Below are 26,156 nucleotides of genomic sequence, written 5' to 3' on the forward strand. Positions count from 1 at the left end.
TCCGACAGCGCTCGCAGCACGAACAACCCACGGCCCCTTCACAACGTTACCCGCGGCCCTTGCGGGCCGGGTTCGCCCAACCGGTGGGCCAACGAGCCGCGACCGCAAACACGAACACCCGTGGCCCTTGCGGGCCGGGTTCACTCAGTGCCTTGTCGCAGGCGAACCCGGCCCTTGCGGGCCGCGGGTCCAGTTCCCTCCGCAACATTACCCGCGGCCCTTGCGGGCCGGGTTCGCCTGATCTCTTTGGTCACACAACGCTTGCGGACCGAAGCGCATTCCGCGATAGTGCGGGCGTGGGGACAATTCCCCACGATCCCGGTCCGGTATGATACACTTCTAAAATCGTTCGCTCCGCGACAACTCGCTCAGTTCTACTGATCGCGCGAACGCTCCCGCGCCCCGCAACGTATAGGTATCAGGGCTGTGCTGGACCCAATACGCCTCCCGCCGGATACCGACGAACAACTCCTCGCCCGGTTGCGCGCCGGGGAACGGGACGTGTTCGGCGCCCTGGTGCGCCGGTACGAGCGCGAGCTGTTCGGGTACCTGCGCCGCTACCTCGGTGACGACGATCTCGCGGACGACGTGTTCCAGAACACTTTCGTACAAGTGTATTTGAAGATCCAGCAGTACGAACCCGGGCGCCCCGTGCGCCCGTGGCTCTACGCGATCGCCACGAACCAGGCCATCGACGCCTTGCGCCGGCGCAACCGGCGGGCCGACCAGCGCGCCGACGCGGTGACGACGTCCGACGAGGACGGGCAGAACCGGCCGCTGTTCGAGCTGCTCCCGACGCCCGGCGACGGCCCGCCCGAGTCGGCCGACCGCGCCGAGCAGCGGGAGTTAGTTCGCGCCGCCGTGGACCGGCTCCCGGACCTGTTGCGTCAGGTGGTCGTTCTCGCGTACTTTCAGGGGCTGAAGTACCGCGACGTGGCCGACGCGCTGGACATCCCGGTGGGCACGGTGAAGTCGCGGTTGCACGCGGCCCTCGCACGACTCACAGAAGACTGGAACGCGAGCCAGGAGTCGGGGACCGGCACCCAGGAAGCGGTTCAGATTCCGAACGTCTAACCCAGCACCGCCCGCGCCCTCTATACGCGAAGCCCTGACCAGCAGGAGCGGGATACGAAAGCCATGTCGGACGCAGACCTAATCGACTACCTGTTTGACGTGCTCGACCCGGCCGACCGGAGTCTGGTGGCCGCGCGCATCAGCGCCGACCCGCACACGGCCGCGCGCCTGGAACAACTCCGGGCCAGCGTCGCCCCGGTGCTCGCGACCGCAGAAGCCGAGCGCGAAGACATGCCCGCCCCGCCCCCGGGTCTGGCACTGCGTGCGCTCGCCCGCGTCGCGCAACACGTCGTGGAACACGAGCCGCGTGCGCCCGAACCGACGGGTTCCGACGCGATCTCCGCGTTCCTGCGTGAGTTCTCTTCCAGCCCCCCCACCGAACTCGAATTCGGCTCGGGCACCCGCGCAAAGGTGCCGGGCGCACCACGAACACCCCGCCCGGCCCCGCCCGTAAGCGACGGCCCGGACCCGCAACCCAGCCGCCGGTTCCGCGCCGACCTGCTCGTGGCCGCGTGCATCGCGTTCGTCGGGTTCGGGCTGGTTTCGTCCGGGATCGCGAAGGCCCGGCAGCAACAGCGGATATACGCCTGTCAGAACAGCCTCCGCACGCTGCACGTCGGGCTGGCCGGCTATGCGGACTCCGACCCGCAGGGGCGGTACCCGCAAATCGGAACGCCCGCGCACCCGACCGCGGATACGTTCGCTGCGTCGCTGAGCGACCAGGGCCACTTGCCGGCCGGGTTCCGCCCCGGGTGCCCCGCCGCCGCGGACTACATCGCTTACGCCTACACGCTCGGCTTCCGCACCCCGAACGACGAGATCCTCGGGCTGCGCCGGGCCGATGCGATGGCGCCCGCGGGCGAAGAACACGACCTGATGCCGATCGCCGCCGACTTCCCCACCGCGAGCGCGGCCCCGTTCGCCGGGCCGGTTTCGCCGCACTCGGGCTGCATGAACGTGCTCTTCGTGGGCGGGAACGTGCGCCCCACGACGTCGGCGCTCGTCGGGCCGGGCGGCGACGACATCTACCGCAACTTATTCGGCCAGGTGAGCGCGGGCGCCAGCCGCACCGACGCGGTCCTCGGGCGCCCCGGCGACCGACCGTGAGCACCGAGAAGGCGCGAGTCGATTTGAACTAAAAACGGAAAACAAAACGTGACGCACTAATCGAAGAACTAAATTCGCCCTTATCGCCCCACCAAATTCATTTCCTGCAGGCGCAGCGCTCGGATTGAGGTATCAACAGAAACTGTACTAAGCAGAAAGCTGTATTTCACAGCATTCCACCCCTTCGCGCGGTCGCGGCGCATGATACACTTGGCCAACTATATCGGACCGGGCGGCCCGGTCCGACGAAGGAGTTGCGTCGTGAAACGTCCCCTACGACTCCGCGGCATCAGCGGCGAAATCAAAGGGCAGGTCTGGGAATCGGACTCGCTCTTGCGCGCCGGCCGCCTCGGGTCGCTCGAAATCGTGCTCGACGACAGCTCCGTGAGCCGGCGCCACGCGGAAGTGCGGCGCGGCGACGACGGGTGGTTCGTGCGCGACCTGGAGAGTACGAACGGGACTTACGTTAACGGCGTGCGCATCGGCCAGGGCGACCAGCCGTTAAAAGCCCGCGACATCGTTCAGTTCGGTAAAGTGGCGGTCATCGTCGAACTGGTGGACGCGACGGTCGACGGTCCGCCGTCGAACCAGCACGTGGTCGCCGCGGCCGTGTCGAGCTTCGACGAAGGACTGCGCCGGATCGCGTTCGACCGCAACCACATGCCCCGCGCCGGCGAGCAGATGTTCGCGCTCCTCCGGGCCGGGCACCACTTCGTCAACACGCAGAGCGAGGACCAGCTCCTCGACGCGGTCCTCAACGACGCGGTCAGCGTACTCGAAGCCCAGCGCGGCGCGATCGTGCTGGCCGAGAGCGACGCCCCCGAACCCAAGATGCGCCTGCGGGCGCTGGCGGTCGGCCAGGGCGAACCGCCGGGGCGGTTCCACTACTCGAAGAAGCTCACCCAGCGCTGCTTCGCGAGCGGCGTCTCGCTGCTCTACAGCACCCTCACCGACGCCGAGGAATCGAAGCTCACCCAGAGCATCGCGGACGGCGCGATGGCCAGTGTGCTGTGCGTGCTGCTCCGCACCCCGCGCAAGCGCCTGGGCGTGCTGCACCTCGACCGGAGCTTCTGGCAGAACCCGTTCACCGAAGACGACCTGCACCTCGCCGACGCACTGGCGGCGCACGTGTCCGCGGCGATCGAGAGCGCGCAACTTTTGCGCCGGCAAAAGGAACAGTTCCTCAAGACGGTCACGGTGCTCGCCCAGGCGGTCGAACTCCGGGACGACTACACGGGCAACCACACGCAGCGCGTGACGCGCTACGCGACCATGCTCGGCGAAAAACTCGAACTGCCCGACGACCAGCTCGAACTCATCAAGATCGGCGGCCCGCTCCACGACATCGGCAAGATCGGGATCGACGACTCGATCTTGCGCAAACCGGGGCGGCTCACGGGCGAAGAGTACGAGTGCATGAAGACGCACACGACGAAGGGGGCCGAGATCCTTTCGTCGATCCCGGAAATGGGACCGATCATCCCGATCGTGCGGAGCCACCACGAGCGCTGGGACGGCGCCGGGTACCCGGACGGCCTCATCGCGGAAGAGATCCCGCTGCTGGCGCGCATCGTGGCGGTCGCGGACGCATTCGACGCGATGACCTCGAACCGGCCGTACCACGAGAACAAGAAGGGCAAGCCGCCGTCGTGGGCGTTCGCCGAAGTGGAGCGCCAGGCCGGTAAGCAGTTTGACCCGATGTGTGCCACGGCGTTCCTGGGCATCCGCGAAGAGATCGTGCGGGCGATGGCCGAACTGCTCCCCGGGAGCGAACTCGAAGACCCGGAGCCGGTCACCGTAACCGGGTACGTTCACGACCCGCGCGGCTGATCCGCGGTCGGGCCAGAACTCACCAGGCAGATCACAACCACACATCTTTTCTCGCCCGTCACCGGCGCTCATCTCGTAACGTCCGTCCACATTCAATCCCGCCCACAACCCGAATCCGCGCGCGACGAAGTGCGTAGACCTCCGGCGTTTTTCTTTGCACGCGGCATCGGGTAGCATGAATGCGGAGGTTCACCCGATGCCGCTCTACGATCACTTTCACTCACCGCTCTCGTTACGCAAATCGTGGGAGAGCATTCACAGCGCCTGGGCAGTGATGATGGTTACGCGATTAAATGGCGCGCTGCTCTCCGCGCGATTCGAGTCGGAGCCCAAGGTTCATCACGGTTCGCAGATCGAAATTGATCTCGCGGCCTACGAAGAAGACCGCAATTTACCGATGTTCGGCGCGAACGGGCACAACGGGGGCGGGGTGGCGACACACCCCCAGACCTACACCCCGCCCGTAGCGGCACTCGCGGGCGAAGTGGTTATGGCCGACGCGGACACGTTCGAGATCAACGTCTACAAACAGGAGGGCGGCTGGAAGTTGGTCGCCGCGGTCGAACTGGTCAGCCCGCGAAACAAGGACCGCTCCACGGCGCGCCGCGCGTTCGCGACCAAAATGGCGTCGTACCTGCAACAGGGCGTGTCCGTTGTCACGATCGACGTGGTAACGGAACGAAACGCGAACCTGCACGAAGACGTCGCCAACGCGCTCCGCCTGCCGGACACGTTCGACTGGTCCTCCCCGACCGGGTTGAGCGCGATGTGCTACCGCCTCTTGCGCGTTGACGGCAAGGAGCGGTTGGAAGTGTGGCCGCACCAACTCACCATCGGGGCCTCGTTACCCACGGTCCCGCTCTGGCTCGAGCCGAACCTCGCGGTGCCGCTCGAACTCGAACTGACGTACACGAGCACCTGCGAATCCCTTCGCATTGGGTGAGGAAGTTACTCGGTGCAATCGCTCTGGCTGTTGCCGAGGGAGAAGAGTTTTTGACAGGATGAACAGGATCAACCGGATCAAGACCGAATGCAACGTCGCCTTTTGAATCCTGTCGATCCTGTTCATCCTGTCAAAAACTCTTCTCTCCGACTTCAACGTAGTAAAGGCGCCTCAATGCCGCTCCGCGACCACTTCCGCCCGCCGCTCAGTAACGACACCCCGTGGTCGGTCTTCCACGGGAACTGGGCCACCAAGATCGTTGACCGGCTGAACGGGGACCGGCTCTCCGCCAAGTACAAGGCACAATCGGGGCGCCACTTCGGGGCACAAATCGAAGCCGACGTCGCCACGCTCGAACGCACGGAACGCGGGTCACTGTTCGCGGGTTTGAGCGAGAGTGGGGGGGGCGTCGCGACCGCAGAAGTCTTCTCGCCGCCCGCAACCACTCTTTCCGCGACCGTCGGGTTCACCGACCCGGATCTGTTCGAGGTCAAGGTGTACCGAGGCGCGGGCGGGTGGGAACTGGTCGCGGCGATCGAGTTGGTGAGCGAAGCGAACAAGGACCGAGAAGAAAGTCGCCGGGCGTTCGTTGTGAAGTGCGGCAACTATCTTCAAAAGGGTATCTCGGTCGTCGTTGTGGACACCGTGACGACCTATTCGGCCGATCTGCACGACAAGTTGTGCGACCTGATCGACGGGGCCGATTCGTTGCGGTGGACGTCGCCCACCGGATTGTCGGTCGTCGTATACCGCCCCACGCGCGTCACAGACGGCACGAACTCGGCACTGGCGATTGAAGTAACCCCGTACCAGTTGAACACCGGTTTCGAGTTACCCACCGTTCCGCTGTGGCTCGGGCGCGATCTCGCTGTACCGCTGGAACTCGAATTCACCTACACCCAAGCGTGTCGATCGTTGCGAATTGTCTGAGCGCCCGCTACGGTCGTCGTTCGGCCCAGGCGTGAAATGTGTTCTACACTTGCGGGCTTTTTCCACCCGCGAGACCTGTCGATGGCTCTGCTGTTTGAGCTGATCTTCACCGCGGCGATTGCTGCGCTCCCGGTTCCAGAATTTGAACTTCGGGACACAACCGGGGCCACAATCCGCCCACCCACCGGCCCGGACGCGCGCCCGATGGTGATCGTGTTCTTGGGTACGGACTGCCCGATGGCGCGGTTGTATTCGGTTCGCTTGAAAGAAATGACCGGTCGGTTCCCGGCCGGTTCGGTCACCTTTCTGGCAATCAACGCAAACGCCGGAGACGATCTTTCCTCAATGGCCGCGTTCTTACGCGAGCACCCGCTCGCGTTCCCATACGTCAAAGACGCGGACGGGCACGTTGCAGAGCTTTTGGGAGCCTCGCGGACCCCACAAGCGTTTGTTTTGGACGCCCAGCGCCGAATCCGGTATCGGGGTCGGATCGACGACCAGTACGCGGCGGGCGGAAAGAACCGCGGCGCACCCACGCGCGAAGATTTGGCCGAAGCCGTGCGGGACGTACTTGCGGGGCGCCCGGTATCGGTACCCCGAACGGAATGCACCGGGTGCGTGATCGACAAGCCGCGTCGCACAGCTCCTCCGCCCGGTGTGACCTACGCCCGCGACATCGCGCCGATTCTGGCAGCCCAGTGCCGGACGTGCCACCGCCCCGGCGAGATCGGGCCGTTTTCGCTGCTATCGTACTCGGACGCGGTAGCCCATGCCGGAACCATCGCGGAGGTCGTCGAGACCGGCACTATGCCCCCGTGGCACGCGGACCCGAAGCACGGACGGTTCCGCAACGAACGGCTCTTGAGTGACGATCAGAAGCGCCTGATTGCTGAGTGGGTTCGACTCGGGTGCCCGGAGGGGCGACCACTGCCCTCCGAACCCGCACCCGCGCCGACCGACTGGCACATCGGAACGCCGGACGCGGTGTTCCGAATTCCCCGCGACTTCGTGGTGCCGGCCGAGGGCGTGGTCGAGTACCAGCACTTCTTCGTGGACCCGGGGTTCACAACCGACAGGTGGGTGAACGCGGTCGAGGTCCGGCCCGGGAACCGGCGCGTCGTTCACCACTGTAGCGTGTACCTCCAGCCGCCGAGCGCCGCTGGTAAGGACGAGATGTTCGAGACGGGCGCGCTCGGGTCGTTCTTCCTCGTCGGGTTCGTTCCGGGCGTGGGGCCGGTGCAACTGCCCGCGGGGATGGCGAAGCGCGTCCCGGCCGGGTGGTGGCTCCACATCGTCGTCCACTACGCCCCCGTCGGCTCGCCCCAAACCGACCGCACCGAGATCGGGCTCCGGTTCCTCGACGCGACCGCGGTGCGAAAGGAAGTGGCGACGAAGCTCCTGCTCGTCGAAGACCTGGCGATCCCGCCGCACACCGCCAACCACCGGGCCGAGCGGACGTGGACCGCGCCGCAAGACGTTCTGCTCCTCTCGCTGCTCCCGCACATGCACGTGCGCGGGAAATCGTTCCGGTACGCGGCCGAGTACCCGGACGGGACGACCGAGATCCTGCTCGACGTCCCCCGGTACGACTTCAACTGGCAGCACCTGTACGAACTGGCCGAACCGAAGCGGTTGCCGGCCGGTACGGTGATCCGCTGTACCGCCGTGTACGACAATTCGGCCGATAACCCGTTCAACCCCGACCCGTCGGTGACCGTGCGCACGGGCGAACAGACGCGGGACGAAATGTTCAACGGGTACTTCGACATTGCCCTGGCCGACCAGGACATGGTGACCGAGCGGGCGGCGATCGAGCAAAAGCGGGGCCGCTCGCAACAGATAGGCGCCGGGGCGCTCGTTTTGGCCGGACTGTGGGGCACGCGGCTCTGGCGCAAGCGCCGCGCGTTGCAATCGGTGTGAACCGCAACGGGCGTTTTTCGATTCCCCGAACCACGAACCTCCGCGTCACTCCTTACCCAACACGAGGTCCACGACCCAGCACCCGCGCACGTGTTCGCCCGGCGTGCGGCAGTGCGTCAGGATGTCGTCGTTATTGCACCCGGCGTCCTGAAGGGCGTCGGCCAGAATCGGCATCGCGCCGAAGTCGCGCGACTCGTACATCTGTTGCGCTAGCGATACCACCGTATCGGTGCGCCACGAAGCCGAGAACACGACCGGCCGAAACGGGTTCCCGAAGATATCGCGGATCACACTCACTTGAACGAGTCGTTCGGCCTCTGCTGACTCTGGAACGGCTTCCGTCCCCGCACCCATTGCATTGCTAACGCTGTTTGGGTAGCAGTTAAGCCCCGAAACATAAAACGCCGTTGCCGCCGCCGCTCGTTCGGCACCGTCCTCGTACTTGCGGCTGATCTCATACCACGCCTTTTCTGCGTCGTCAGTAATTGAAGTGAGAGTGTGAGCAGGTACCAATCCGTCGGCAACGTGTTCCGATGCCTCGATTGCTCGCCGACTTCGCTCGTCTTCCATCAACGCCCAGATTCGCCGCGCGCAAGCACACACGGCCAAACGCCATTGCCGATCACTCGATTTGATACCGCTGTAGGCCAGTCTGCTGGGATCGACACACGTAAGCCATTCTTCTTCATTCATAGCTTCACCTTGAACCGCCCCACGACGGGTCGGTGATCGGAGGTGTCATCGGGGATCACGCGCGACTCGATCAGTTCCCACCCGGCGGGGACGAGGATGTAGTCGAGGCGCTCGGCCCGCTTGCCCTCGAAGAACGACGGGGCGCCGTCGAACTCACCGGCGAACTTGCCCGAGTCGCGCACGAGCGCGATGGAGCGGTCCTTCGGGCGGTTGTTGAAGTCGCCCGCCAGGATCGCGGGGCGGTCGCCGATGAAATCGAGCAACTGCTGCATCTGCACCGTGTTGTTCCGCATGTCGAACGAGTCGTTGTGCAGCGCCCCCATCAGCACGGGCTTGCCGCCGAACTCCGCCGACACGAACAGCGCGCGCCGGTTGTTCTTCGACACCCAGAACGGCTGGCGCCCCGCGAGGTCGAAGTTCGCGACGGGCGTGAGCGGCGTGCGCGAGAGCACCGCGTTCCCGCCGACGACGCGGTAGAACGGCAACCCGAGGTTGTAGTTCTCGCCGGTCGCGACGAACGGTAGCCCGCACTCGCGCGCCAGGTACGCGACCTGATCGATGTCGCACGCCGAAAGTTCGGTGAGCGCTTCCGACAGGAACACCACGTCGGCCTGCTCAGCACGGAGAACTTCCGCCATCCGCTTGAGCTTGTTCTCCACGAACTCGCGCGACTCGAAGCGCACCCCGCCCTTGTGCGCGAACCCCTTCGCGATGTTGTAACTGATGAACGTGACCTCACCGGGCGCGGACCGCGTCGGCGCGACGTGTACGTCCGCGAAGTGGCGCATGCGCGGGGTCTGCCGGTCCGCGAGCACCAGCCCGTTTAGCGCGAACAGCCCGACCACCAGCAGCACGAACGACCCGAGCGCGGCCAGAACCCACAGCACCCGACGCTTCCTGCGACTCATTGCAACCCTTCCTGGTGAACCCCGCCCGCAAGGGCGGTGGGTGAGCAGCGGTGGGCGAGCAACCACGGGAGAGCACCCGCCGCCCGCAAGGGCGGGGTTCACGCACCTGCGACACGGCCCTCACGTAATACGGGCCTTCCGCTGGCGGTAGTACTTCACCCCGGGCACGAAGAACGACAGCGCCGATACCGCCCCGAACAAGAGGATGCTCACGCGGGGTACCAGCGGCATGATGATAGCCGCCGCAAAGTTGAGCGCCGCCCAGCCGTAAAAGCGGCCGGAGAGGATGCCCGCCTTGAACACCATCACCATCCCGGCCGCGACCGCCACGGCCGGTGAGAGTGTCAGGGCTTCGAGCGGGATCAGCCACTCGATCCAGAACATGGCGATACTGGCGCACACCCCGGCCGCCCATGCGTGCGCGATCTGCCGCTCGACGAACAACACGGGACCGGCCGCCTTGCGCAGTTGCCACAACGCGGCGCCCCACGTCACCAGCCCCACCGACCACACGCTCATGTACCACACGTGATCGCGCAGGCCCTCCCAACTCATGACCTGCGTGAGCAGGCACAGCAGGAAGATCATTATGCTGTGGAAGATCCACAGCATGCCCCAGTTTTCGAGGACGTCGGCGTGGTGCGTTTCGCGGAACAGGCGCGCGATGAAGAACCGCAGTCCGCTCGGGGCCGCGGCGACCGGCTGCCCGGCGGCGTAGGCTTCGAGGTCGGCCGCGAGCGCGCCGGCGGACGGGTACCGCATCTCCGCGGGTTTCTGGAGGCACTTCAGGCAGATCAGTTCGAGTTCGCGGTCCACGGTCGCGTTCAGTTGCCGCGGCGGCACCGGCTCTTGTTCGAGCACAAGCAGCAACGTGTCGACCGGGTGCGCGGCCTGGAACGGCGGGCGCCCGGTGAGCAGTTCGTACAGGATCGCCCGAGCGCGTACACGTCCGCGGCGGGCGTGAGCTCCTTGCGCCCCGCGGCCTGTTCGGGCGCCATGTAGCTCGGCGTACCGACCACGGCGCCCGTTCGCGTGAGGCTCTCGGAGTTGTCGATCTTCTTCGCGAGGCCGAAGTCCCCGACTTTTGGTTCGAGGGCGAGCGGCCGATGCGAGAGCGACGAGGCGCCGGATTCACCGGCCGGCTCACACCGGCCGTTCGCCAAAAGAAGAATGTTCGACGGCTTCAGGTCGCGGTGAATGATCCCGAATTCGTGTGCGTGTTCGACGGCCCGCGCGATCACAGCGGCGAGCCGGGCGGCCTCGCGCGGCGGGAGCGGCCCGCCGGAGCGGACCTTTTCCGCGAGCGTCTGCCCGCCGACGAACTCCATACAGAGGTACGCTTGCCCGCCGGCGGACCCGACCTCGTACACCGTCACGATGTTCGGGTGCTTGAGGCGCGCGGCGGACTCGGCCTCGGTGCGGAACCGCGCGCGGTCGGCGTCGGTCGCGAGATGGGCCTCGCGCACCATCTTCAGCGCGACGGTGCGGTCCAGGCTCTTTTGCCGCGCGCGGTACACGACCCCCATCCCCCCGCGCCCGACCTCTTCGAGCAACTCGAAGTCGCCGAAGTCGCGCGGGAGCACGGAGGTTGTATGCGCGGTGTGGTCCGCGTTGAACGACGGCGTGAGCGGCCCGGTGCGTGCGACCGTGACCGTCTGGGCCGGGGCTGGTGGAGGTGGCAGCCGGACCATGTGCGCGAATTGGGCGACGGCCCACAGTTCGCGCAACTCCGACGCGAGGTCCGGGTGCTCGCGCGCCGCGGCCTCGACGTCCGCAACGCGCCCGGCCCGCTGCTCGCCCGCGAGCCGGTCAATGAGGGCGGCCAACTGTTCGTCGCGGTCGTGGGGCATAAGTCAGGAAGAGAAATACCGCCACGGATAAACACAGATAAGCACGGATCAGAACGGAAAATGCCAGTACGAAATAACCAGGCAAGACGAGCGTTCAGTCACTCCTCTGCCCTGTCTCCATTCTTCTCGTGTATTTAAATCCGTGTTTATCTGTGTTTATCCGTGGCGGTATTTCATTCTTCATCCTCCTCTGTGGCCAAGCGCGTCGCGTAGTCCGCGAGCGCTTCACCAGCGGCTTCGACGAAGTCTTCGGCGTCATCAATGTCGAACCGGATGTAGCCGAAGGGTTCGCGCGGGTCGATGCGGACCGCGAGGTCGATCCAGCGCCCGCCGAGTTGGTACGTGAGCCAGCCCGCTTCGAGCGGCTCGTAGCGGGCGCCGGGGACGCCCGCGATTACCGTGAGTTCCGGGCGCTCGGGCGACACCAACTGCGCTGCGTCGCGCACGGTGTCCTTGAGCAGCGGGTACACGTCGTCCGATGGAGGCGCGAGTTCCCAGTCGCGCCCCTCCACGCGGTAGTAGAGCAGCCCGCCCGCGTCACCGAACCGCACTTCGAGCTGCGTGGCCTTGTCGCGGATCGCGTTCAGGATGACGACGTGCAGGAACCGTCGGGCGTCCGGTTCGGCGAGCAGTTGATCGGCAGATTCGTAAACGAGCACGGGGATTCCTTGAGAACAGTTGAGGTCGCTCGGTCGGGTCAGGGCGCGGCGAATGCGCCGGGAATCGCGGCGCGCAGAACGGCTTCGAGATCGTCGAAGTCGGTCTTGCGCATCATGTGCTGCGAGAGGCGGAGCGGCACCGCGCTCGCGTCGTGTAATACTTCCAAAACAAGATTATGCACCGGGCCGGCGCGCCGCACGCTGCGAATCGCGGCGAGCGGGATCGTTGCCGGGTGCGGCGGTTCGTGCGAGATCGGCTCGCCGTGTTCGTCTTGGGGCGGCTCGCCGCGTGCGCCGGTTGGGAGGAACAGGCTCGTTGTTGTTACGCGCACGCGCGGCGGGCTCAGCGTGTCGCGCACGCCGGTCCACAGCGACCAGAACGACATGAGCAATGTGGGGACGCCGAACACCCCCATCACCATGAGCGCGATGCCGGTCGGCAACTGCCCGCTCTGGACCTTCTCGTACCCGGCCGGGAACAGCGAGACGCCGATCGAACCGAGCAGGCCGAAGAACAACACCGAACAGCCGACGGCGTGCCACCCGTTCCAGTACGCGAAGGCGCGTTCTGGTGGGGCTGCGGATTCAGATCCCATCGGTCGGCTCCTGCCCGTCGGGAACCAGTACCGTTTTCAGCCGGCGCAGGGCGCGCAAGTAGCGCATCGAGGCCGCGGCCTCGGTGAGTTGGAGCGCGTGGGCCACGTCCTGGTTGGAAAGCCCCTCGTGGTGCCGCATCAGAATGATTTCGCGGTCGTCGTCCGAAAGTTGGTTGATTGCCGTGGTGAGTCGGCGCTGGAGTTCGAGCCGGATCGCCTCGGACCCGGGGGTGCGCTCGGGGTCGATGAGGTGCGCGACCAGTGACGCGCTCGACTCGTCGGCCCACGCGGGGCGGGCGATGGCCTGTTCGCGGTCCACGCTGCGCCGCTGGGCGAGCCGGTGCCGCCGGTGCGTGTCGATGATGCGGTCCTGGGCCAAGTGCCGCAACCACAGGTGGAACGGCATGTCCGGCTTCTTCAGGTACTCCGTGAGCCGCTGGTTCGCTTCCACGAGCACGTCCTGAACGATGTCGGACGCATCCACGCGGCGCGCCACGGCCGGGTCGAGCCGCAGGTCCACGACCTGACGGAGCGGGCCGCGGAACTCCCCGAGGAGCTGGTCCACGGCGCCCGGCTCGCCGCTACGGGCGCGATCGAGCAACCGGTCGGTTTCTTCGCGGTTGGGCCACATGGCGACATTCTACTGACGGTTACCGACCGAAATCTCCTCCAATCCGAGAAGGGGCGGTAGCAGCCGTATCTGGTTCGTATCGAGGTTACAATTCGGGAGAATCACTTGAGGACGTGCCGTGCCACTCTTGGATCATTTCCATTCGCCGCTGTGCCCGCGCCGGCACTGGGATTCGTTCTTCGTCACTTGGGCCGGCACGATCGCCGATGCGCTAAACACGGCGCTACTCCCGAAAGGTTACTACTCCGAAGAATACGCACGTATCGGCGCGAGGACCGAGCCGGGCGACGTGACGCAAACAGATGAGTTCGAGGTCCGCGTTTACGAAGCGGAAGGGGGAGCACGTTTGGTTGCGGCACTGGAGTTGGTCAGCCCCGCGAACAAGGACCGCGAATCCCATCGTCGGGCGTTCACAACGAAGTGCGCGGGCTATCTGGCTCAGGGGATTGCGGTGATCGTGGTCGATGTGGTGACGAGCCGCTCCGGGAACTTGCACGCGGACATTTTGCGCTTGCTGGACCGCCCCACTGACACCAGCTTACCCGACGGAACCGAGTTGTACGCTGTGGCGTATCGCCCGGTGGTTCGTGACGGGGCGGAAGTCATCGAGATATGGCCGGAGCCGCTCGCCGTCGGGCGCGAATTGCCAACGCTTCCACTCGCACTCAACGCAGAAATGTGCTTACCCATCGACCTGGAGTCGACTTATACGGCCGCGTGCGCCCGCCGGCGATTGGAGTAGCGGAACGCCACTACTTTTTCTCGTCGAGCCACTCGCGGGCCTTCTTGTGCGCGACGGCCCGCGCCTTCGCGTCGGGGAACCCGTGGATGCGCGGGGAGTAGAACCAGTCCGGGTCGGGCTTCCCGCCGTCGAGGATGTGCGGGTGCAGGAAGCCGAGTTCCGCCGGTTTGCCGCCCGCGAGCTTCACGGCCGCGGCCCACGCACAGTCCGCGAGGCTGCGGTCGCCCTCACGCACGTCGGCCTTCCTCCACGCCTCGGCCCACTGTTCCTGCGATACCTTCTCGCCGAACTTGACACCGTGCCACAAGAAGTCGAGTTCCTCGCGGCCCTTCAGGATCACACTCCACTTCGTGTGCGGTTTGTTCGCCGCCGGCGCTTCCGCGACCCGACGCAGGAGCGAAAGATCGTCCCTGGTGCCGATCATCCCGATGGTCAGAATCGCTTGCGCGCGCCGGTCCGGATCGGCCTTCTCGTCCGCGACCAATTTCCGCAATAGCGGCAGTGCTTCGGCCACGCGATCACGCCCGATCGCATTCAAGCCGCCCTCAATAACGAGTTCGTGGTCCCGCAGCGCGAACCATGCAGTAAACACCCGGCGCACTGCGGGTCCGGCCGGTCCCGTGAGTGCCGCGTCCCACTTGCGAAAGAGCTGGTTCTCCAAGTTATCGGGAACCGCTCGGGCGCTCTGAGAATACGTTCCCAGATACAGCACAACGAGTTCGTCGGCCCACGGTCGCTCCTGCGGCGTCGGCATCTTTGAGTTGTTCACCCGGTCCAACTGTTTTTGCCACAATTTCTGCACGTACACGTAATACGCCTTCACCTCGGCCGCGTAGAGCTTGCCCGCACCGGCGGGGTCACGGTCGGCGGCATCGAGCAACTGGCGCCGGTGCGGGTCGGCAATGAGTTCCGCGAACAGCGCGCGAGCCGCCCGATCAGCCCCCGCGATCGTCTTGAACCGCGCCCAGATGGGGTGATCCGGCTCGGTGTCTTTGGCCGGATCGAAGTCCTTCACCAGCGCATCGAGCGCGTCTTTGCGGATCGCGGTGAGGAGTTCCGCGCACCGCGTGCGGATTTCGGGGTCTTCGGACTTCAGTCCGGTCCGGAGCGCGGGTTCGGCTTTCAACCCCACTGCACGCAGACGCTTGTGAGCCGCTTCGCGTGCGGCGAAATCGTCGCTGCCGAGCATCTTCACCAGATCGCCTGGATCAGCGACGAGTCGCGCAACGGGAACGTGAGCACTTTCGTCGGGAGGCGCATCGGACGAGTGAGTAAACGCCAGCCCGCCACAAACGATCACGAGGCACACCGCAGCGGCCAGCACAGCGGGCCGGAGTTGGTCGAACAGCATCGCCTTGACCACGGTCGCGGCGGTCGCGCTCGCAGCACTCCCAGCGGCTCCACGAACGGCGACCGCAGTTGCTTGAAGCAGTTGCGCGGAAACCGCGTGTGGCGCGAGAAGTGTGCCGACCACAATCGACGGAGCAAGGCCGCGAGCAGAAAGGCGCTCGGCGAGTTTGCGCTTCGCGCCTGCGAGTCGACTGGACAGCGTACCCTCGGGGATACCGAGTTCGACCGCGGCCCGCTTACGCGACAGCCCGCGCAGTTCGCACAGAACGATCGCTTCGCGGTACGCTTCAGAAAGGTTCGCGAGTTCCTCGTCAATGACCCCAGCGAGTTCGTGATCCGCGGGAGCTTCTGTGGGTGGGCGCTCGCGGGTCGCGCGTTCGTACTTCCGCCGGCGCTTGCGTGTGACGCGCACTCCCTTTGCGGTTCGGGTCGCGACTCCGTGTAGCCACGCGGCCAAATTCGTCCCGCGAATGGTCCCCGCTTTGCGCGCGAGAACGATGAACACCGCTTGAAATGCGTCTTCCGCATCGTGCTCGTCCGCCAGCACGCGATTGCACACCGCGAGCACCATCGGGCCGTATCGCCGGACCAGTTCGGCGAACGCATCGTCCGTCCGGGACGCGATGAACGTCTTCAGTAGCGCGGCATCGGGCGCGGGCACGATTCGCGGAACGATGGAACGTGCGAGCGCGACTGCGGAACGGGACATGAGCCGACCCCTCCGAGTGAATGTCCGCCGTATAGTGCGCGGCGGAGGGTCCGCGCGTCGCGCGAATCAGTTCCAGCGCGCGATCTCGGTGAGCGCTTGGGTCAGGAACAGCTCGACGTCGCGTGCGTCTTCGGCTTGAGGTTCGGCCCGCAGGTACGCACGCAGCGGGTCGATCGCCCGGCCCGGTTGTTCCGCGCGCACGAGCAGCACACCGAGGTCGCGGTGCTGCGTCGCGTCGCCGGGCACGAGCTGCGTGAGCCTGCGCGTGACGCGAGCGGCCCGCGTGTACGACCGGTCCGCGAGGTACGCGGTCTTCAGGTTCTGGAGCATCCGCGCGACAATCGCCCCCGGTGGTGTGGCGGCGAGCGCGTCCGGCGTCGCCTCGAAGGGCCGACCGGTCACCCCGCTCACCAGCAGTTCACACGCTTCGATGTCGAGGAACTGCCCGCCGTTGAACGGGTCGAAAAGTACCTCTTCATTCCCGTCCACTACCTTCGCGATGAAGTGGCCGGGCAAGCCGACACCGACCACGTTCAAGCCCGCCCGCGTGCCGACCGCCATTGCCAGGGCCGAGAGTGAGATCGGCAGCCCCACCTGACGGTCCAGAACCTTGTTGAGATAACTGTTGCGCGGGTCGTAGTAGTTCTCGGTGTTCCCCGCGAACCCGCACTCTTCAAAGAGAAACGTCGAGAGTTCGGCGGTGCGTGCGGCGAGCGACCCGCGCAACCGCGGGCGGAGTTGGTCCGCGAGCCGGTCGATGCGGCGGAGGTACACGCGCGGGTTCATCTGACTGTAGGCGTCGCGTGCGACGAGCAGCGCCACGCGCGCGATGTCAATCGGTGCGTGCGGATCGATCGCCAAAGTCTCAAGGGCGGAGCTGAGTTTCATGTACGTATTCTAACGGCCGCAGACCGTTTCAGGCTCTCAGTTTCGGACTCTGCTCGAAGAAACAGTCGCGCCGAAGTTCAATCCGGTTTCGTGGCCGTTTAAAGCAGAAATACACACCCGGGGTTGAAACCCCGGGCTATTACCGGTGACCCCTATCGGGGTCCAAAAACAACGCACGGTGTTGGCGCTCCCCTGGCACGCAATGCCTTTGTGACCCCAAATGGGGTCACCGGTAATAGCCCGGGGTTTCAACCCCGGGCCGGAGAGGGCACAGTCAAAAAAATTCGTGTGCTTCACGTTTGCAATCTGTTGACAGAGGCCGGCTACAGAACGCGCTCAACGGCCCCACACTCGTCACGGGTCAGCCTGCACATAGAGAGGCCACAGCGGTTATGATGAGCCGCCCTACGGTCACAGGTGCAACAGAGAGGAGTTACGCCCGTGGACGAGCGCCGCGCACTGATGGTCGCGATGATCGCGAACCCGGACGATGACACCCCGCGCCTCGTGTTCGCCGACTGGCTCCAAGAGCACGGCGACGAGCACGACCGGGCGCGCGCCGAGTTCATCCGCCTTCAGGTCGAAGCCGCACGACTGCCCGAGCGCGACAAGAAGCGGAAGAAACTGGAGAGCGCCGCGGGGAAGTTGGCCAACGAGCACCACGCGGCGTGGCTCGCCCCACTCACCGCGTTCGTTCATCAACTATCGACCGATCCGAAGTTGATCGGCCGCAGTTCCTATTTCGAGTTATTCGAGCGCGGGTTACTCAGGGAACTCTACGTCGAGGCCGCGAAGTTCGTTCAGGCGAAGTATCAGAAGGTCTTTCCGGACGCGCTCGCGGCGGTGGGGCTGGAAGCCCTGTCCTTCTACACCTCGGCAAAGCGGGTCCATGAGTTGCCCGCGTCGCCGGCATTCCGGTGGGTCGCCCGAATGGGGTGTCCCACTGTCGGCGATGCAGCATTAGAGGCGTTCGGTACCTCTCCGCACCTCGCTCACATCAGCGCGATCGAGTTCACTCAGGTCAAGATCAGCGACTCGGGGCTGAAAGCGTTTGCGCGAACCACCGACACCTCGCGGGTGCGAAAGTTCGCCATCACGAACGCGAGCCCACTGCTGTACACGAAGGCCAAGTTCACCGCCGCCGGGATTCTCGCGCTCCTGAACAGCCCGCGGCTCCCAGCGCTCACCGTACTCGAGGTCAGCGGCCCTACGGCCGAGAAGTTCGGCACAGAGGAGTTCCTGGCCGCACCGAACCTCTCCAAACTCACCGAACTGACGCTCCGCGTGCGGGTGAAGCTGGCCGACGTGATCGCGTGCCCGCACCTCGCGAACCTGCGTAAACTCCGGCTCGACGACGCCGACCTGACGGACGGCGACGCCGACGCACTGCTCACCAGTCCCACGTTCGCCAAGCTCACCAAACTGACGCTCGGAAGCCGCGATCCGCTCCCGCGCGGGTTCAAGAAGAAACTCCAGGCGCGGTTCGGTGACGACCTGTGGCTCCGTTCCGAGGTGTAAGCGCCACCGAGCGCTCACAACGCCGCGTCGAAGTTGATGTGGAGCGCAGTACGATCGAGCGACGATCTATTTAATGCACGCCAAGACCGCGCCTGCCCACTTCCACGCACGAGCATCTCGGAGTTAAATTCCGATTTCCATTTGTGAACTTTCGTGCACTCAGGTATAATTCTGGCGAGGTCGAAGTAGGACGGTTGCAAAACCTCGGTTCCGGCCATCGGAGGCTTCATGGAAATCCCGGCGTGGGCGCGTGAGCGAATCACCCGCGAGGCAAAAGCTTACCTCTCACAGCCGACCGCGCGCCACAACGATTTGCTCGATCGAGTTGTCCGCGAGTTGGTCGCGTTGCCCGTGTACGCTGATATGGGTGGCACCCTTTTGGTAGCGGCCGACGGCGAGGTTTACTGCTTGGATCACGACTCGATAGAGGTCCGACGGGAGCACGATCCCGGTTGGCAATTGCTCGCCCGAACCGCAGTCGCCGAAATTGCGCCTGAACTCCGCGTGTTACTTCCAGACCGCCCACCGAGTGCACCAGACTGCGCGGTGTGTAGCGGGTCGGGCCACATTCAGGCAACACCCACACATCGGTGTTGGTGCGGCACGTGTTGGGGATTGGGTTGGCGCGAGACAAAAATCGAACCCAATACTGCGTCAAATTCGGCAGTTTAGAGTCGATTTCCAATTCTCATGTTAGCCGGAAATCGTGATTTTTGGAGTTTTCGTAGCTGATGTTAGCAGCGATTTGGTCGCCACCAACAGCAAAAGATCGGCATCGCAGCTCTCAAGGCTTTGAAATGTCGCCACTTAACGCGACATCCGCGCAGGTTGTAGACCGAGCGGGGGCTTCTCGGTCCCAAAAGGTTAGCAATTGTTACTCTTGGCTCGGAAGCAACGACGGGATACCGCCACGCGGCGCCAAAGTTTGGTTGGCTTGGGATTGGGAACTCTGGAACTTGGTAGTGCGAAATGAGCGGTCGCTAGAAATGATCGAACCGCACGACTAACTGACAGCCTCTCCCTCTGTCAGTTAGCCGTGCGGTTAATTGGCTCTCGCCGTATTAAGCAATAGCGAGTGCCGTGCCAATTCCGTTCACGAGTGCGGCATGAAGTCGCAAAGGCCACTGAAATAAGGCGATTTGAAGTAAAAGAATTTTTCAGAAGGAAACGATCTAATATGCCGAAAGCACATATACCGCGCATCTCAACAGTTGAAATGCCCAACAATCGCGCATTGCTAACTTTGTGATTCTTTCGATTGACCCAACTTCCCGTTCTTGCCCACAATGCAGCGCGAAAAGTGCCTTGAGAGGTAGCGCTCGATGCCAGCCACGATTGATGACACCTACGCCGAAGCGTTCCGCAGCATCTACGCGAGCGTCCTCATTACCGCACGCGACCGATATTGGCTCGATAAGGCCATCAACGCAAGTACCGGCAACGCAAGCAGTACCATCCTCTGTGACTGCGAAGCCGGTCTGGACCGATACGTCGAGCCGAGCGAAACGCCCGATAACCGATCGGGCGCGATCATTCAGTTCCACGTGCCGCGATTCCACAAGGACCGCGAAGCCCGGCTCGAACGCAGCGTGCTGGTCCGCGTGTCGCAGAACGTGATGACGTGCCCGACCACCACCGTGTTCAACGTGCTACCCGCGGACGGGAACTGGTACGCGAGCACGCAGCCCCCGAAACCGGGCGCGAAGTGGTTCCCACTGGGACGAAAGACCGCGTACTTCGGCGACGGGCACCAGTTCACCGCGGAACGGTTCGGGCGCCGGTGCTGGGTGGTGCCGATCCTCAGCGGCGAGTTCGTGATCGAACGGCGCTGCGGGTTCGCCGACGGGCTGATGGGCGGCAATCTGTGGTTCTTCGGCGCAACTGCCGACGCTGCCCTCGACGCGGCCACAAAAGCCGCAGCCGCAGCCAGTACCGTTGCCAGCGTGATTCTGCCGTTCCCGGGCGGCGTCGCATCGAGTGGGAGCAAGGCGGGGAGCAAGTACAAGTTCAGTATCGCGAGCACTTTCGCGGAATACTGCCCGACGCTTCGCGGCAAGGAAGGGATCACATCGCGATTGCCAGAAGGCGTCACGAGCGTGCAGGAGATCATCATCAACGGCGCGGACCTGCCGACCATCGTGAAGGCGACGCAGGCCGCGATCGCTGCCGCGAAGGACACGCCGGACTTGCTCACGATCTCCGCGGGCAACTACGGGGGCCGGCTCGGGAAGAGCTTCATCTACCTGCACCCCGAAAAGCAACCCGCGACGTAAGATATCACGAAGACGGTGGTTGCGGGTGCAGGAGCTGAGCCGCCCACACCGCATCCGATGCCGACAACGACGGTTCGGGGTCGGAATCGTACAGGAACATACTGTAGCCGGCGGCGTCGTAAACGCGGTGGAGAATCGCTTGAAGGTCGACCGTTGGCTCGGCTTCGCCGGTCCGTAACGGGATCGGGATCGTTGGTAGTGGATCACGGACTTTCCAGGGCCAAATAGCGGCGCGGGGATCGTCTCCTTGTCGGTCCGCGTGTCGACTGACGAGCGCGTAGTAGTCGCACTCCGGGAGCCGATCCCACGGCATTTTGGCGTGCCCCCGCAAGAGATCGATCTCGACGAAGTTCGTTTTGCTCGCGAGGATTCGTTGCACCTTCGCCAGATAGTGTTCGCGTCCCCCACCCGTCGCCTTGTTCGCGGGGCTGAGCAGTTCAATGATCGTGACGACCTCGTTCTTAACGCGGTCGCGGATTTCGAGATACGGCAGCCGTTCCTCTTCCACGATTACCGGCATGCCGACGTAAGCCGGAGCGGAAATCGCTGTACCGCTGGTCGCGACAACAGAATGTGGGTTGGGATGAACGGAGAGATCCGGCCGCCCCAGGGCGAATCGCTCCTTCGCGGCCGGCTCGTGAATGTAGAGGTGTTCTTCGATGCGAACGTAGTATCGCGGTTGAACTTGCGCGGTCAGCACCTCACGAACGGCGGGGATGAAGCTGTCGTGGAAGTCGTTCCACACGTCCGGCCGTTCGATGTACGGGTTCATCCCGGGAAATGGCGACGGCATTCGCAACCCTCCGCAGTAGCGCGAATTATACCACCGGGTTACGTCTTGCCGAGCACGAGGTCTACAACCCAACAGCCGCGCACGTGCGGCCCCGGACCGCGACAGTGAGTCAGAACGTCGGCATTGTCGCAACCCGCGTCTTGGAGGGCGTCGGCCAGAATCGGCATCCGATCGAAGGCGCGGTCAGCGTAAATGCCCTGCGCCAGTGCGAGTACGTCAGACGTGAGCCACGCGGGATCGAGCGTGAGTGGGTGAAAGGGATTAGGAACGATGTCACGAAACAATTTCAGATGCAACGACTCAACCTGTTCGCGATCGAGATCGGCCACTGAAAGGTTCGCAGTTAAAGACACGAACTTGTACCACCGCGGATGATAGGCCGTCACAACCGTATCACCCGCGGCGTTCATGACGAGCTGAGCCACGTTACCGGTAGCGGTCGCACCTTCCCGAAATATCCGTTCGGCAACGGCATGCGATTCACGAAGTTGCGCAGAATCCTGGTGATCCGCGAACTGCTCGATCGCTTCTACAACAGCCCGGAGTTCGTTCGGAATGTGCGCCCACACGAGCCGCAGCGCTGCGACAACGAGGAGGCGGAACTTCCGCTCTTCCGAAACGGACGCGGGGCGGTTGGGGGCGCCGAAGTATCTCGCCAGGCGCCACAATTCAACGCACGTGTCCCAACTTTCAGCATCGAACGTTGGTGTCACCCACTGTTCGCAACTGACCATCGCTTTACCCCAAACGGCTCATTTTGATCGCGCCACCGACGATCGTAGCCACCGCGCGACCGGTGACCGTGGTGCCGTGGAACGGCGTGTTGCGGCTCTTCGACTTCGACTCAGTCTTGTCGATCGTCCATTTCGCTTTGGGGTCGATCACCGTTACGTCAGCGGGCTTCCCGGTTTGCAGCGTGCCGCGGTCGATCCCGAGCACCGCCGCGGGGTTACACGTCATCTTCGCCAGCATACGCGGCCACGTGAGGTGCCCCGGCTCGATCAGGTGCGTCACGCACAGCGGCAGAAACGTTTCCAACCCCAGAATACCGTTCGGCGCCTGGTCGAGTTCGCGCTCCTTCTTTTCAGGAGCGTGCGGCGCGTGATCGGTCGCCAGCACCGTGAGCGTGTCGTCCTTGAGTCCGTCGAGAATCGCCTGACGGTCCGCTTCGGTGCGCAACGGTGGCGACATCTTGTAGTTGCTGTCGAACGACCGGAGCGTTTCGTCCGTCAGGATGAAGTGGTGCGGGCACGCTTCGCCGCTGATCCAGAACGACGGCTTCCCGGCAGCCTTCAGCGATTCCGCTTTCTTGCGCCCCTGCCGAATGAGGTCGACGCCACCGGCCGTCGAAACGTGCAGGATGTGAACCTTCCCGCCGGTCAGTTCCGCAAGCACGATGTCGCGGTAAATCATGATGTCTTCCGCCACTCCCGGCATCCCGCGGAGGCCGAGCTGCGTGCTCACCAGCCCCTCGTTCATCACGCCACCCTGCGTGAGTTCGAGGATCTCGGCGTGAACCAGAACGGCCTTGTCGAACATCTTGCAGTATTCGAGCGCCCGCCGCATGATCTCGGCCGAATACACCGGCGCACCGTCGTCCGTGAACGCGACTGCACCGCCCTCGGCCAGTCCACCGAGTTCCGCCAACTCCTTCCCGGCGCGCTCTTTCGTAACGGCTCCGATGGGGAATACGTTGCAAAATCCTGCACGCTGAGCCTGATGGATCACGAACTCGACGGCCATGCGCGTGTCGAGCCCCGGCTCGGTGTTCGGCATGCACGCGACCGACGTGACGCCCCCCGCGACCGCGGCTTCTGTCCCCGTCGCGATGGTTTCGTCTTCCTCGCGCCCCGGTTCGCGCAGGTGAACGTGCATGTCGATGATGCCCGGCGACACAATCAGCCCGGTGCAATCGAGCGTTTTCACGTCACCGGTGATGCCCGCGGGCCGCGCCCCGGTGCCCGCGATCTTGCCGTCCGCGAGCCACAAATCGGTGACCTGATCGAAGTCGCGCGACGGATCGATGACGCGGCCGTTACGAAGGTGGAGTGGGGTCGACATCGTAAGTCTCAATCGCAAATGAGGTGAAAACGAACCGCGCCCAGCAGGGCGCCACTTGTCTGCGCGAAAAAACGCCGGAAACCGCACCCGTGCGGCCCCCGGCGTCGCGTGGGTTGCCGTGTAGCCGCTTAGCGGTTGCGGAGCCGCGCGAACAGCCCGCGGCGCTGCTTGGTCGGCTCGCTGTAGCTGGCCGTCATGACGGCGCCGCTGGTCGTACCACTCGCCACAACGACGTTCGCGTCCTTGGTGCCCGGCATCGGGGCCGCGCTGGTCTTGCCCGCACCCGGCATCGGCATCGGGGCCGGCGGGGTGGTCGACGGCATCGGCGTGGCGCTGGTCGCCGGAACGGTGGTGACCGGACCGGTCGTGTAGGTGGTCGTTCCGCGGTTGCGGAGCCGCGCGAACAGCCCGCGGCGGGGCGACGCGGTCGTCGCTGATCCGTACTCGACAACCGGGGGGCTCGGCGCGCCCACGACGACCGGGGTCGCGGTGGCCGGCGGGGTGGCCGCGGGCTTGTCCTCAGCGCCACCAACGGACGCGGCCAGGGCTACCACCGCGACCGCGAACAGGAACCGCTTCATGATGCTTCCTCCTGAAACACTCTGATCCCCGAACCGCCATTCAGCCGGGCGATCAGGTGGGAACAGTTTAGCGACCGCGCCGGAGAGGGGGAATAGTCCGGTCCAAAGTGGCACGCCGGTTGCGTGAACTGCGTCTTCAAGTAGCCGCGGCGCTTCGGTTTCCGCGCCCCACGGCAGCGCGTCCCGGAGAAAGCACAATGAGTTCCGCAGTTCCCACATACCCGGTCGGTTCCGTCCCCCCTGGCGTTGCCCCCGCAGCGGTACCACTCAGCGGAGGACCGGTACCGGACGAAGAGATCCGCGTTTACGGACACAGTAACCTCTTCTACTGGTGGCCCGTTTGGGCGGTCGCGTTCCTCATGGCCGGCCTGACGTTTCTCGACGGACACGTCATGGCGATCGTTCCGCGGGGAACGATGGTCGAACAGGGGCAAACGGCTCCCGGGACCGACAAAACGCGCGACGTACTCTTAACGCCTCCGGGTGAAACGGTTCCGCCCGCAACAGCTACCAGCAGCGATCCGTCGCCACGTCTTCGAGTGGCGGCCAACAACAACTACGGCGTCGTGTTTACCGGCGTCCTGCTCCTCGTAGTCACAATCACCAACTTAACTCTGCGCGGATTGGCTTCAGTGATTGCCATCGCAATTCTAGTCATCCTCGGGCTTGTGGTTGCGCTGTTCGGCTGGTGGGACCAGGTGCTCTTCTGGCTCGGGGGCGTGGACGTGCGCATGAACGCGGGCGGCTACCTCGCGATCGGCATTCCGCTATTTCTCATTTGGGCGTTCTCGACGTTCATTTACGACCACTACACGTACCTCATCGTCAGCCGCGGACAAGTACGTATCCGGCGGGAAATCGGCGACGGTGAACTCGCCGTCGATACATCTGGGTTGCTGCTTGAGAAAAAACGCGACGACCTGTTCCGTCACTGGTTACTAGGTCTTGGGAGTGGGGACTTGCACGTGAAGACGGGCGGTCCCGCGAACCTCGACTTTGAGCTAAATAACGTGCTGTTCATTGGCTCGAAAATGGCACGCATCCAGGATCTGATTCGCGAGAAGGAAATTGCTCCGCAAGCCGCCACTGCGTGAACCAAAACAACAAAAAATGCGGCCCCGGTATTTCCGGGGCCGCGTTCGTTTAAGACAGCATTATGCGGCCCTGCTCAACTCGCTCAGAACCGCCATTCGCACCGCGAGGCCGTTGGTGACCTGATCGAGAATCGCGGAGTTCGGTCCGTCTGCGACCTCGGGCGTGATCTCGACACCACGGTTGATCGGCCCCGGAGCCAGTAACAGGACGTTCGATTTTGCCTTTCGCATGCGCTCGCCGTCCACACCGAATAGCAACCGGTACTCGCGAATGGACGGGAACAGCCCGCTCCGTTGCCGCTCGAATTGCACACGGAGCAGGTTCAGCACGTCACAACGCGGGAGCACGTCATCGAGCTTGTCCGCGATCTCGACTCCGAACTGAGCCACCTCCGACGGGACCAGCGTGGTCGGGCCGCACACGATTACCTTCGCACCGAGGGCTGTAAGTGCGTGGATGTTGCTTCGGGCCACGCGGCTGTGCGCGATGTCTCCGACCAACCCCACCGTTAAGCCCTGCACGCGGCCGAGCTTCTTGCGGATGGTGAAAATGTCGAGCAGCGCTTGCGTGGGGTGTTCGTGCGCGCCGTCGCCCGCGTTCACAACGCGAACGTGTGGTGCAAGATGCTTCGCGAGCACGTGTGGCGCCCCCGGCGACGAGTGGCGCACGACCACCATGTCGATCCCCATCGCTTCAATGTTCTTCGCGGTGTCTATGAACGTTTCACCCTTGGACGTGCTCGATCCGCTCGGCGAGAAATCGAGCACGTCCGCGCCTAGCCGGCGCGCGGCCAGACCGAAGCTCATCCGCGTGCGCGTGGACGGCTCGTAGAACAAATTGACGACGACCTTTCCTTTGAGGTCATCGCGTTTCGGCACGTCTCCCACGCCAACACCGGCAAATTTCTCCGCTGCGTCGAAAAGGCGGTTCAGCCCCGCCGCCGACATCCCTTCTAGCCCTAACAAGTGCTTCATATAGCTCTCCGAGCGATCGATCGGCAGCCAA

Annotated in this window: 25 protein-coding genes; 10 read left to right on the top strand and 15 right to left on the bottom strand. The window is 64.3% G+C overall.

What is annotated here, in order from left to right; all coding sequences use genetic code 11:
• Positions 1 to 426 precede the first annotated feature (426 nt).
• The 6 genes from VT84_RS05430 to VT84_RS05455 all read left to right on the top strand — a co-directional run bounded on the left by VT84_RS05430 (position 427) and on the right by VT84_RS05455 (position 7,804).
• Positions 427 to 1,074: an RNA polymerase sigma factor gene (locus VT84_RS05430; protein WP_239465694.1), complete on the top strand. Its 648-nt coding sequence runs from the start codon at positions 427 to 429 to the stop codon at positions 1,072 to 1,074.
• Positions 1,075 to 1,137: 63 nt separating this feature from the next.
• Positions 1,138 to 2,181, top strand: a complete 1,044-nt coding sequence (locus tag VT84_RS05435) for an anti-sigma factor family protein (protein ID WP_082838783.1) — start codon at positions 1,138 to 1,140, stop codon at positions 2,179 to 2,181.
• Positions 2,182 to 2,442: 261 nt separating this feature from the next.
• On the top strand, positions 2,443 to 4,011 hold the full coding sequence (locus tag VT84_RS05440; RefSeq protein ID WP_052560652.1) for an HD domain-containing phosphohydrolase: 1,569 nt from the start codon (positions 2,443 to 2,445) through the stop codon (positions 4,009 to 4,011).
• A 196-nt stretch (positions 4,012 to 4,207) separates the two neighbouring features.
• Positions 4,208 to 4,954 (top strand): DUF4058 family protein, encoded by a 747-nt coding sequence (locus tag VT84_RS05445; RefSeq protein ID WP_052560653.1) that lies wholly within the window; start codon positions 4,208 to 4,210, stop codon positions 4,952 to 4,954.
• A gap of 174 nt (positions 4,955 to 5,128) precedes the next feature.
• A complete protein-coding gene (locus tag VT84_RS05450; protein ID WP_082838784.1) occupies positions 5,129 to 5,884 on the top strand; it encodes a hypothetical protein in 756 nt (251 codons plus the stop codon).
• A gap of 81 nt (positions 5,885 to 5,965) precedes the next feature.
• Positions 5,966 to 7,804, top strand: coding sequence for a redoxin domain-containing protein (locus VT84_RS05455; protein WP_162271601.1), 1,839 nt, complete (start codon positions 5,966 to 5,968; stop codon positions 7,802 to 7,804).
• A gap of 45 nt (positions 7,805 to 7,849) precedes the next feature.
• On the opposite strand, the gene VT84_RS05460 is transcribed toward VT84_RS05455, so the two are convergent.
• From VT84_RS05460 to VT84_RS05485, 7 genes are all read right to left on the bottom strand, one after another.
• Positions 7,850 to 8,101 (bottom strand): hypothetical protein, encoded by a 252-nt coding sequence (locus VT84_RS05460; protein WP_082843222.1) that lies wholly within the window; start codon positions 8,099 to 8,101, stop codon positions 7,850 to 7,852.
• A 392-nt stretch (positions 8,102 to 8,493) separates the two neighbouring features.
• Entirely contained in the window at positions 8,494 to 9,405 is a 912-nt protein-coding gene (locus tag VT84_RS05465; protein ID WP_082838786.1) for an endonuclease/exonuclease/phosphatase family protein, read from the bottom strand.
• Between the two features lie 120 nt (positions 9,406 to 9,525).
• Positions 9,526 to 10,248, bottom strand: a complete 723-nt coding sequence (locus VT84_RS40520) for a hypothetical protein (protein ID WP_239465696.1) — start codon at positions 10,246 to 10,248, stop codon at positions 9,526 to 9,528.
• Positions 10,230 to 11,255: a serine/threonine-protein kinase gene (locus VT84_RS40525; RefSeq protein ID WP_239465698.1), complete on the bottom strand. Its 1,026-nt coding sequence runs from the start codon at positions 11,253 to 11,255 to the stop codon at positions 10,230 to 10,232. The genes VT84_RS40520 and VT84_RS40525 overlap by 19 nt, the downstream gene beginning before the upstream one ends.
• 173 nt (positions 11,256 to 11,428) lie before the next feature.
• Positions 11,429 to 11,914: a hypothetical protein gene (locus VT84_RS05475; RefSeq protein ID WP_082838787.1), complete on the bottom strand. Its 486-nt coding sequence runs from the start codon at positions 11,912 to 11,914 to the stop codon at positions 11,429 to 11,431.
• A 38-nt stretch (positions 11,915 to 11,952) separates the two neighbouring features.
• Positions 11,953 to 12,510 (bottom strand): hypothetical protein, encoded by a 558-nt coding sequence (locus VT84_RS05480; protein ID WP_082838788.1) that lies wholly within the window; start codon positions 12,508 to 12,510, stop codon positions 11,953 to 11,955.
• The gene (locus VT84_RS05485) at positions 12,500 to 13,141 is read right to left on the bottom strand and encodes a sigma-70 family RNA polymerase sigma factor (protein WP_052560661.1); all 642 of its coding nucleotides are present in this window, start codon (positions 13,139 to 13,141) and stop codon (positions 12,500 to 12,502) included. The genes VT84_RS05480 and VT84_RS05485 overlap by 11 nt, the downstream gene beginning before the upstream one ends.
• Before the next feature lie 118 nt (positions 13,142 to 13,259).
• Here VT84_RS05485 and VT84_RS05490 point away from each other — a divergent pair, with 118 nt between their 5' ends.
• Positions 13,260 to 13,883, top strand: coding sequence for a hypothetical protein (locus tag VT84_RS05490; protein WP_082838789.1), 624 nt, complete (start codon positions 13,260 to 13,262; stop codon positions 13,881 to 13,883).
• Between the two features lie 10 nt (positions 13,884 to 13,893).
• Here VT84_RS05490 and VT84_RS05495 read toward each other — a convergent pair whose 3' ends face one another.
• Complete coding sequence (locus tag VT84_RS05495) at positions 13,894 to 15,942, bottom strand: sigma-70 family RNA polymerase sigma factor (RefSeq protein ID WP_082838790.1); 2,049 nt, start codon at positions 15,940 to 15,942, stop codon at positions 13,894 to 13,896.
• Between the two features lie 66 nt (positions 15,943 to 16,008).
• Positions 16,009 to 16,830 (bottom strand): SirB1 family protein, encoded by an 822-nt coding sequence (locus VT84_RS05500; protein WP_082838791.1) that lies wholly within the window; start codon positions 16,828 to 16,830, stop codon positions 16,009 to 16,011.
• Positions 16,831 to 17,271: 441 nt separating this feature from the next.
• On the opposite strand from VT84_RS05500, the gene VT84_RS05505 reads away from it, so the two are divergent.
• Entirely contained in the window at positions 17,272 to 18,348 is a 1,077-nt protein-coding gene (locus VT84_RS05505) for a TIGR02996 domain-containing protein (protein ID WP_082838792.1), read from the top strand.
• Positions 18,349 to 18,633: 285 nt separating this feature from the next.
• Here VT84_RS05505 and VT84_RS38105 read toward each other — a convergent pair whose 3' ends face one another.
• Positions 18,634 to 18,807 carry a hypothetical protein gene (locus VT84_RS38105; RefSeq protein WP_157469205.1) on the bottom strand — a complete coding sequence of 58 codons (174 nt, stop codon included), beginning with the start codon at positions 18,805 to 18,807 and terminating at the stop codon, positions 18,634 to 18,636.
• An 863-nt stretch (positions 18,808 to 19,670) separates the two neighbouring features.
• Between VT84_RS38105 and fhcD the strand changes: the two genes are divergently transcribed.
• A complete protein-coding gene (fhcD, locus tag VT84_RS05510) occupies positions 19,671 to 20,621 on the top strand; it encodes a formylmethanofuran--tetrahydromethanopterin N-formyltransferase (protein ID WP_082838793.1) in 951 nt (316 codons plus the stop codon).
• Between the two features lie 4 nt (positions 20,622 to 20,625).
• On the opposite strand, the gene VT84_RS05515 is transcribed toward fhcD, so the two are convergent.
• From VT84_RS05515 to VT84_RS05530, 4 genes are all read right to left on the bottom strand, one after another.
• On the bottom strand, positions 20,626 to 21,414 hold the full coding sequence (locus VT84_RS05515; RefSeq protein ID WP_052560667.1) for a DUF4058 family protein: 789 nt from the start codon (positions 21,412 to 21,414) through the stop codon (positions 20,626 to 20,628).
• A 38-nt stretch (positions 21,415 to 21,452) separates the two neighbouring features.
• Entirely contained in the window at positions 21,453 to 22,148 is a 696-nt protein-coding gene (locus VT84_RS40530; RefSeq protein ID WP_239465700.1) for a hypothetical protein, read from the bottom strand.
• A gap of 4 nt (positions 22,149 to 22,152) precedes the next feature.
• Positions 22,153 to 23,475, bottom strand: coding sequence for a dihydroorotase (locus VT84_RS05525; RefSeq protein WP_052560669.1), 1,323 nt, complete (start codon positions 23,473 to 23,475; stop codon positions 22,153 to 22,155).
• 128 nt (positions 23,476 to 23,603) lie between these two features.
• The gene (locus VT84_RS05530) at positions 23,604 to 24,056 is read right to left on the bottom strand and encodes a hypothetical protein (RefSeq protein ID WP_052560670.1); all 453 of its coding nucleotides are present in this window, start codon (positions 24,054 to 24,056) and stop codon (positions 23,604 to 23,606) included.
• Between the two features lie 197 nt (positions 24,057 to 24,253).
• On the opposite strand from VT84_RS05530, the gene VT84_RS05535 reads away from it, so the two are divergent.
• Complete coding sequence (locus tag VT84_RS05535; RefSeq protein ID WP_052560671.1) at positions 24,254 to 25,150, top strand: hypothetical protein; 897 nt, start codon at positions 24,254 to 24,256, stop codon at positions 25,148 to 25,150.
• 60 nt (positions 25,151 to 25,210) lie between these two features.
• Here the strand turns inward: VT84_RS05535 and VT84_RS05540 are convergent, their stop codons facing one another.
• Positions 25,211 to 26,125, bottom strand: coding sequence for an aspartate carbamoyltransferase catalytic subunit (locus VT84_RS05540; protein ID WP_052560672.1), 915 nt, complete (start codon positions 26,123 to 26,125; stop codon positions 25,211 to 25,213).
• Positions 26,126 to 26,156: the final 31 nt, after the last annotated feature.

This window comes from Gemmata sp. SH-PL17, assembly GCF_001610855.1.
In the GTDB taxonomy this organism is placed as follows: Bacteria; Planctomycetota; Planctomycetia; order Gemmatales; family Gemmataceae; genus Gemmata; species Gemmata massiliana.

Bases quoted from the DNA above. Each gene is read 5' to 3' on its own strand.
- VT84_RS05435 (WP_082838783.1), top strand. From the start codon at position 1,138: ATGTCGGACGCAGACCTAATCGACTACCTGTTTGACGTGCTCGACCCG.
- VT84_RS05445 (WP_052560653.1), top strand. From the start codon at position 4,208: ATGCCGCTCTACGATCACTTTCACTCACCGCTCTCGTTACGCAAATCG.
- VT84_RS05450 (WP_082838784.1), top strand. From the start codon at position 5,129: ATGCCGCTCCGCGACCACTTCCGCCCGCCGCTCAGTAACGACACCCCG.
- VT84_RS05455 (WP_162271601.1), top strand. From the start codon at position 5,966: ATGGCTCTGCTGTTTGAGCTGATCTTCACCGCGGCGATTGCTGCGCTC.
- VT84_RS05465 (WP_082838786.1), bottom strand. From the start codon at position 9,405: ATGAGTCGCAGGAAGCGTCGGGTGCTGTGGGTTCTGGCCGCGCTCGGG.
- VT84_RS40525 (WP_239465698.1), bottom strand. From the start codon at position 11,255: ATGCCCCACGACCGCGACGAACAGTTGGCCGCCCTCATTGACCGGCTC.
- VT84_RS05480 (WP_082838788.1), bottom strand. From the start codon at position 12,510: ATGGGATCTGAATCCGCAGCCCCACCAGAACGCGCCTTCGCGTACTGG.
- VT84_RS05485 (WP_052560661.1), bottom strand. From the start codon at position 13,141: ATGTGGCCCAACCGCGAAGAAACCGACCGGTTGCTCGATCGCGCCCGT.
- VT84_RS05495 (WP_082838790.1), bottom strand. From the start codon at position 15,942: ATGTCCCGTTCCGCAGTCGCGCTCGCACGTTCCATCGTTCCGCGAATC.
- VT84_RS05500 (WP_082838791.1), bottom strand. From the start codon at position 16,830: ATGAAACTCAGCTCCGCCCTTGAGACTTTGGCGATCGATCCGCACGCA.
- fhcD (WP_082838793.1), top strand. From the start codon at position 19,671: ATGCCAGCCACGATTGATGACACCTACGCCGAAGCGTTCCGCAGCATC.
- VT84_RS05515 (WP_052560667.1), bottom strand. From the start codon at position 21,414: ATGCCGTCGCCATTTCCCGGGATGAACCCGTACATCGAACGGCCGGAC.
- VT84_RS40530 (WP_239465700.1), bottom strand. From the start codon at position 22,148: ATGGTCAGTTGCGAACAGTGGGTGACACCAACGTTCGATGCTGAAAGT.
- VT84_RS05525 (WP_052560669.1), bottom strand. From the start codon at position 23,475: ATGTCGACCCCACTCCACCTTCGTAACGGCCGCGTCATCGATCCGTCG.
- VT84_RS05530 (WP_052560670.1), bottom strand. From the start codon at position 24,056: ATGAAGCGGTTCCTGTTCGCGGTCGCGGTGGTAGCCCTGGCCGCGTCC.
- VT84_RS05535 (WP_052560671.1), top strand. From the start codon at position 24,254: ATGAGTTCCGCAGTTCCCACATACCCGGTCGGTTCCGTCCCCCCTGGC.
- VT84_RS05540 (WP_052560672.1), bottom strand. From the start codon at position 26,125: ATGAAGCACTTGTTAGGGCTAGAAGGGATGTCGGCGGCGGGGCTGAAC.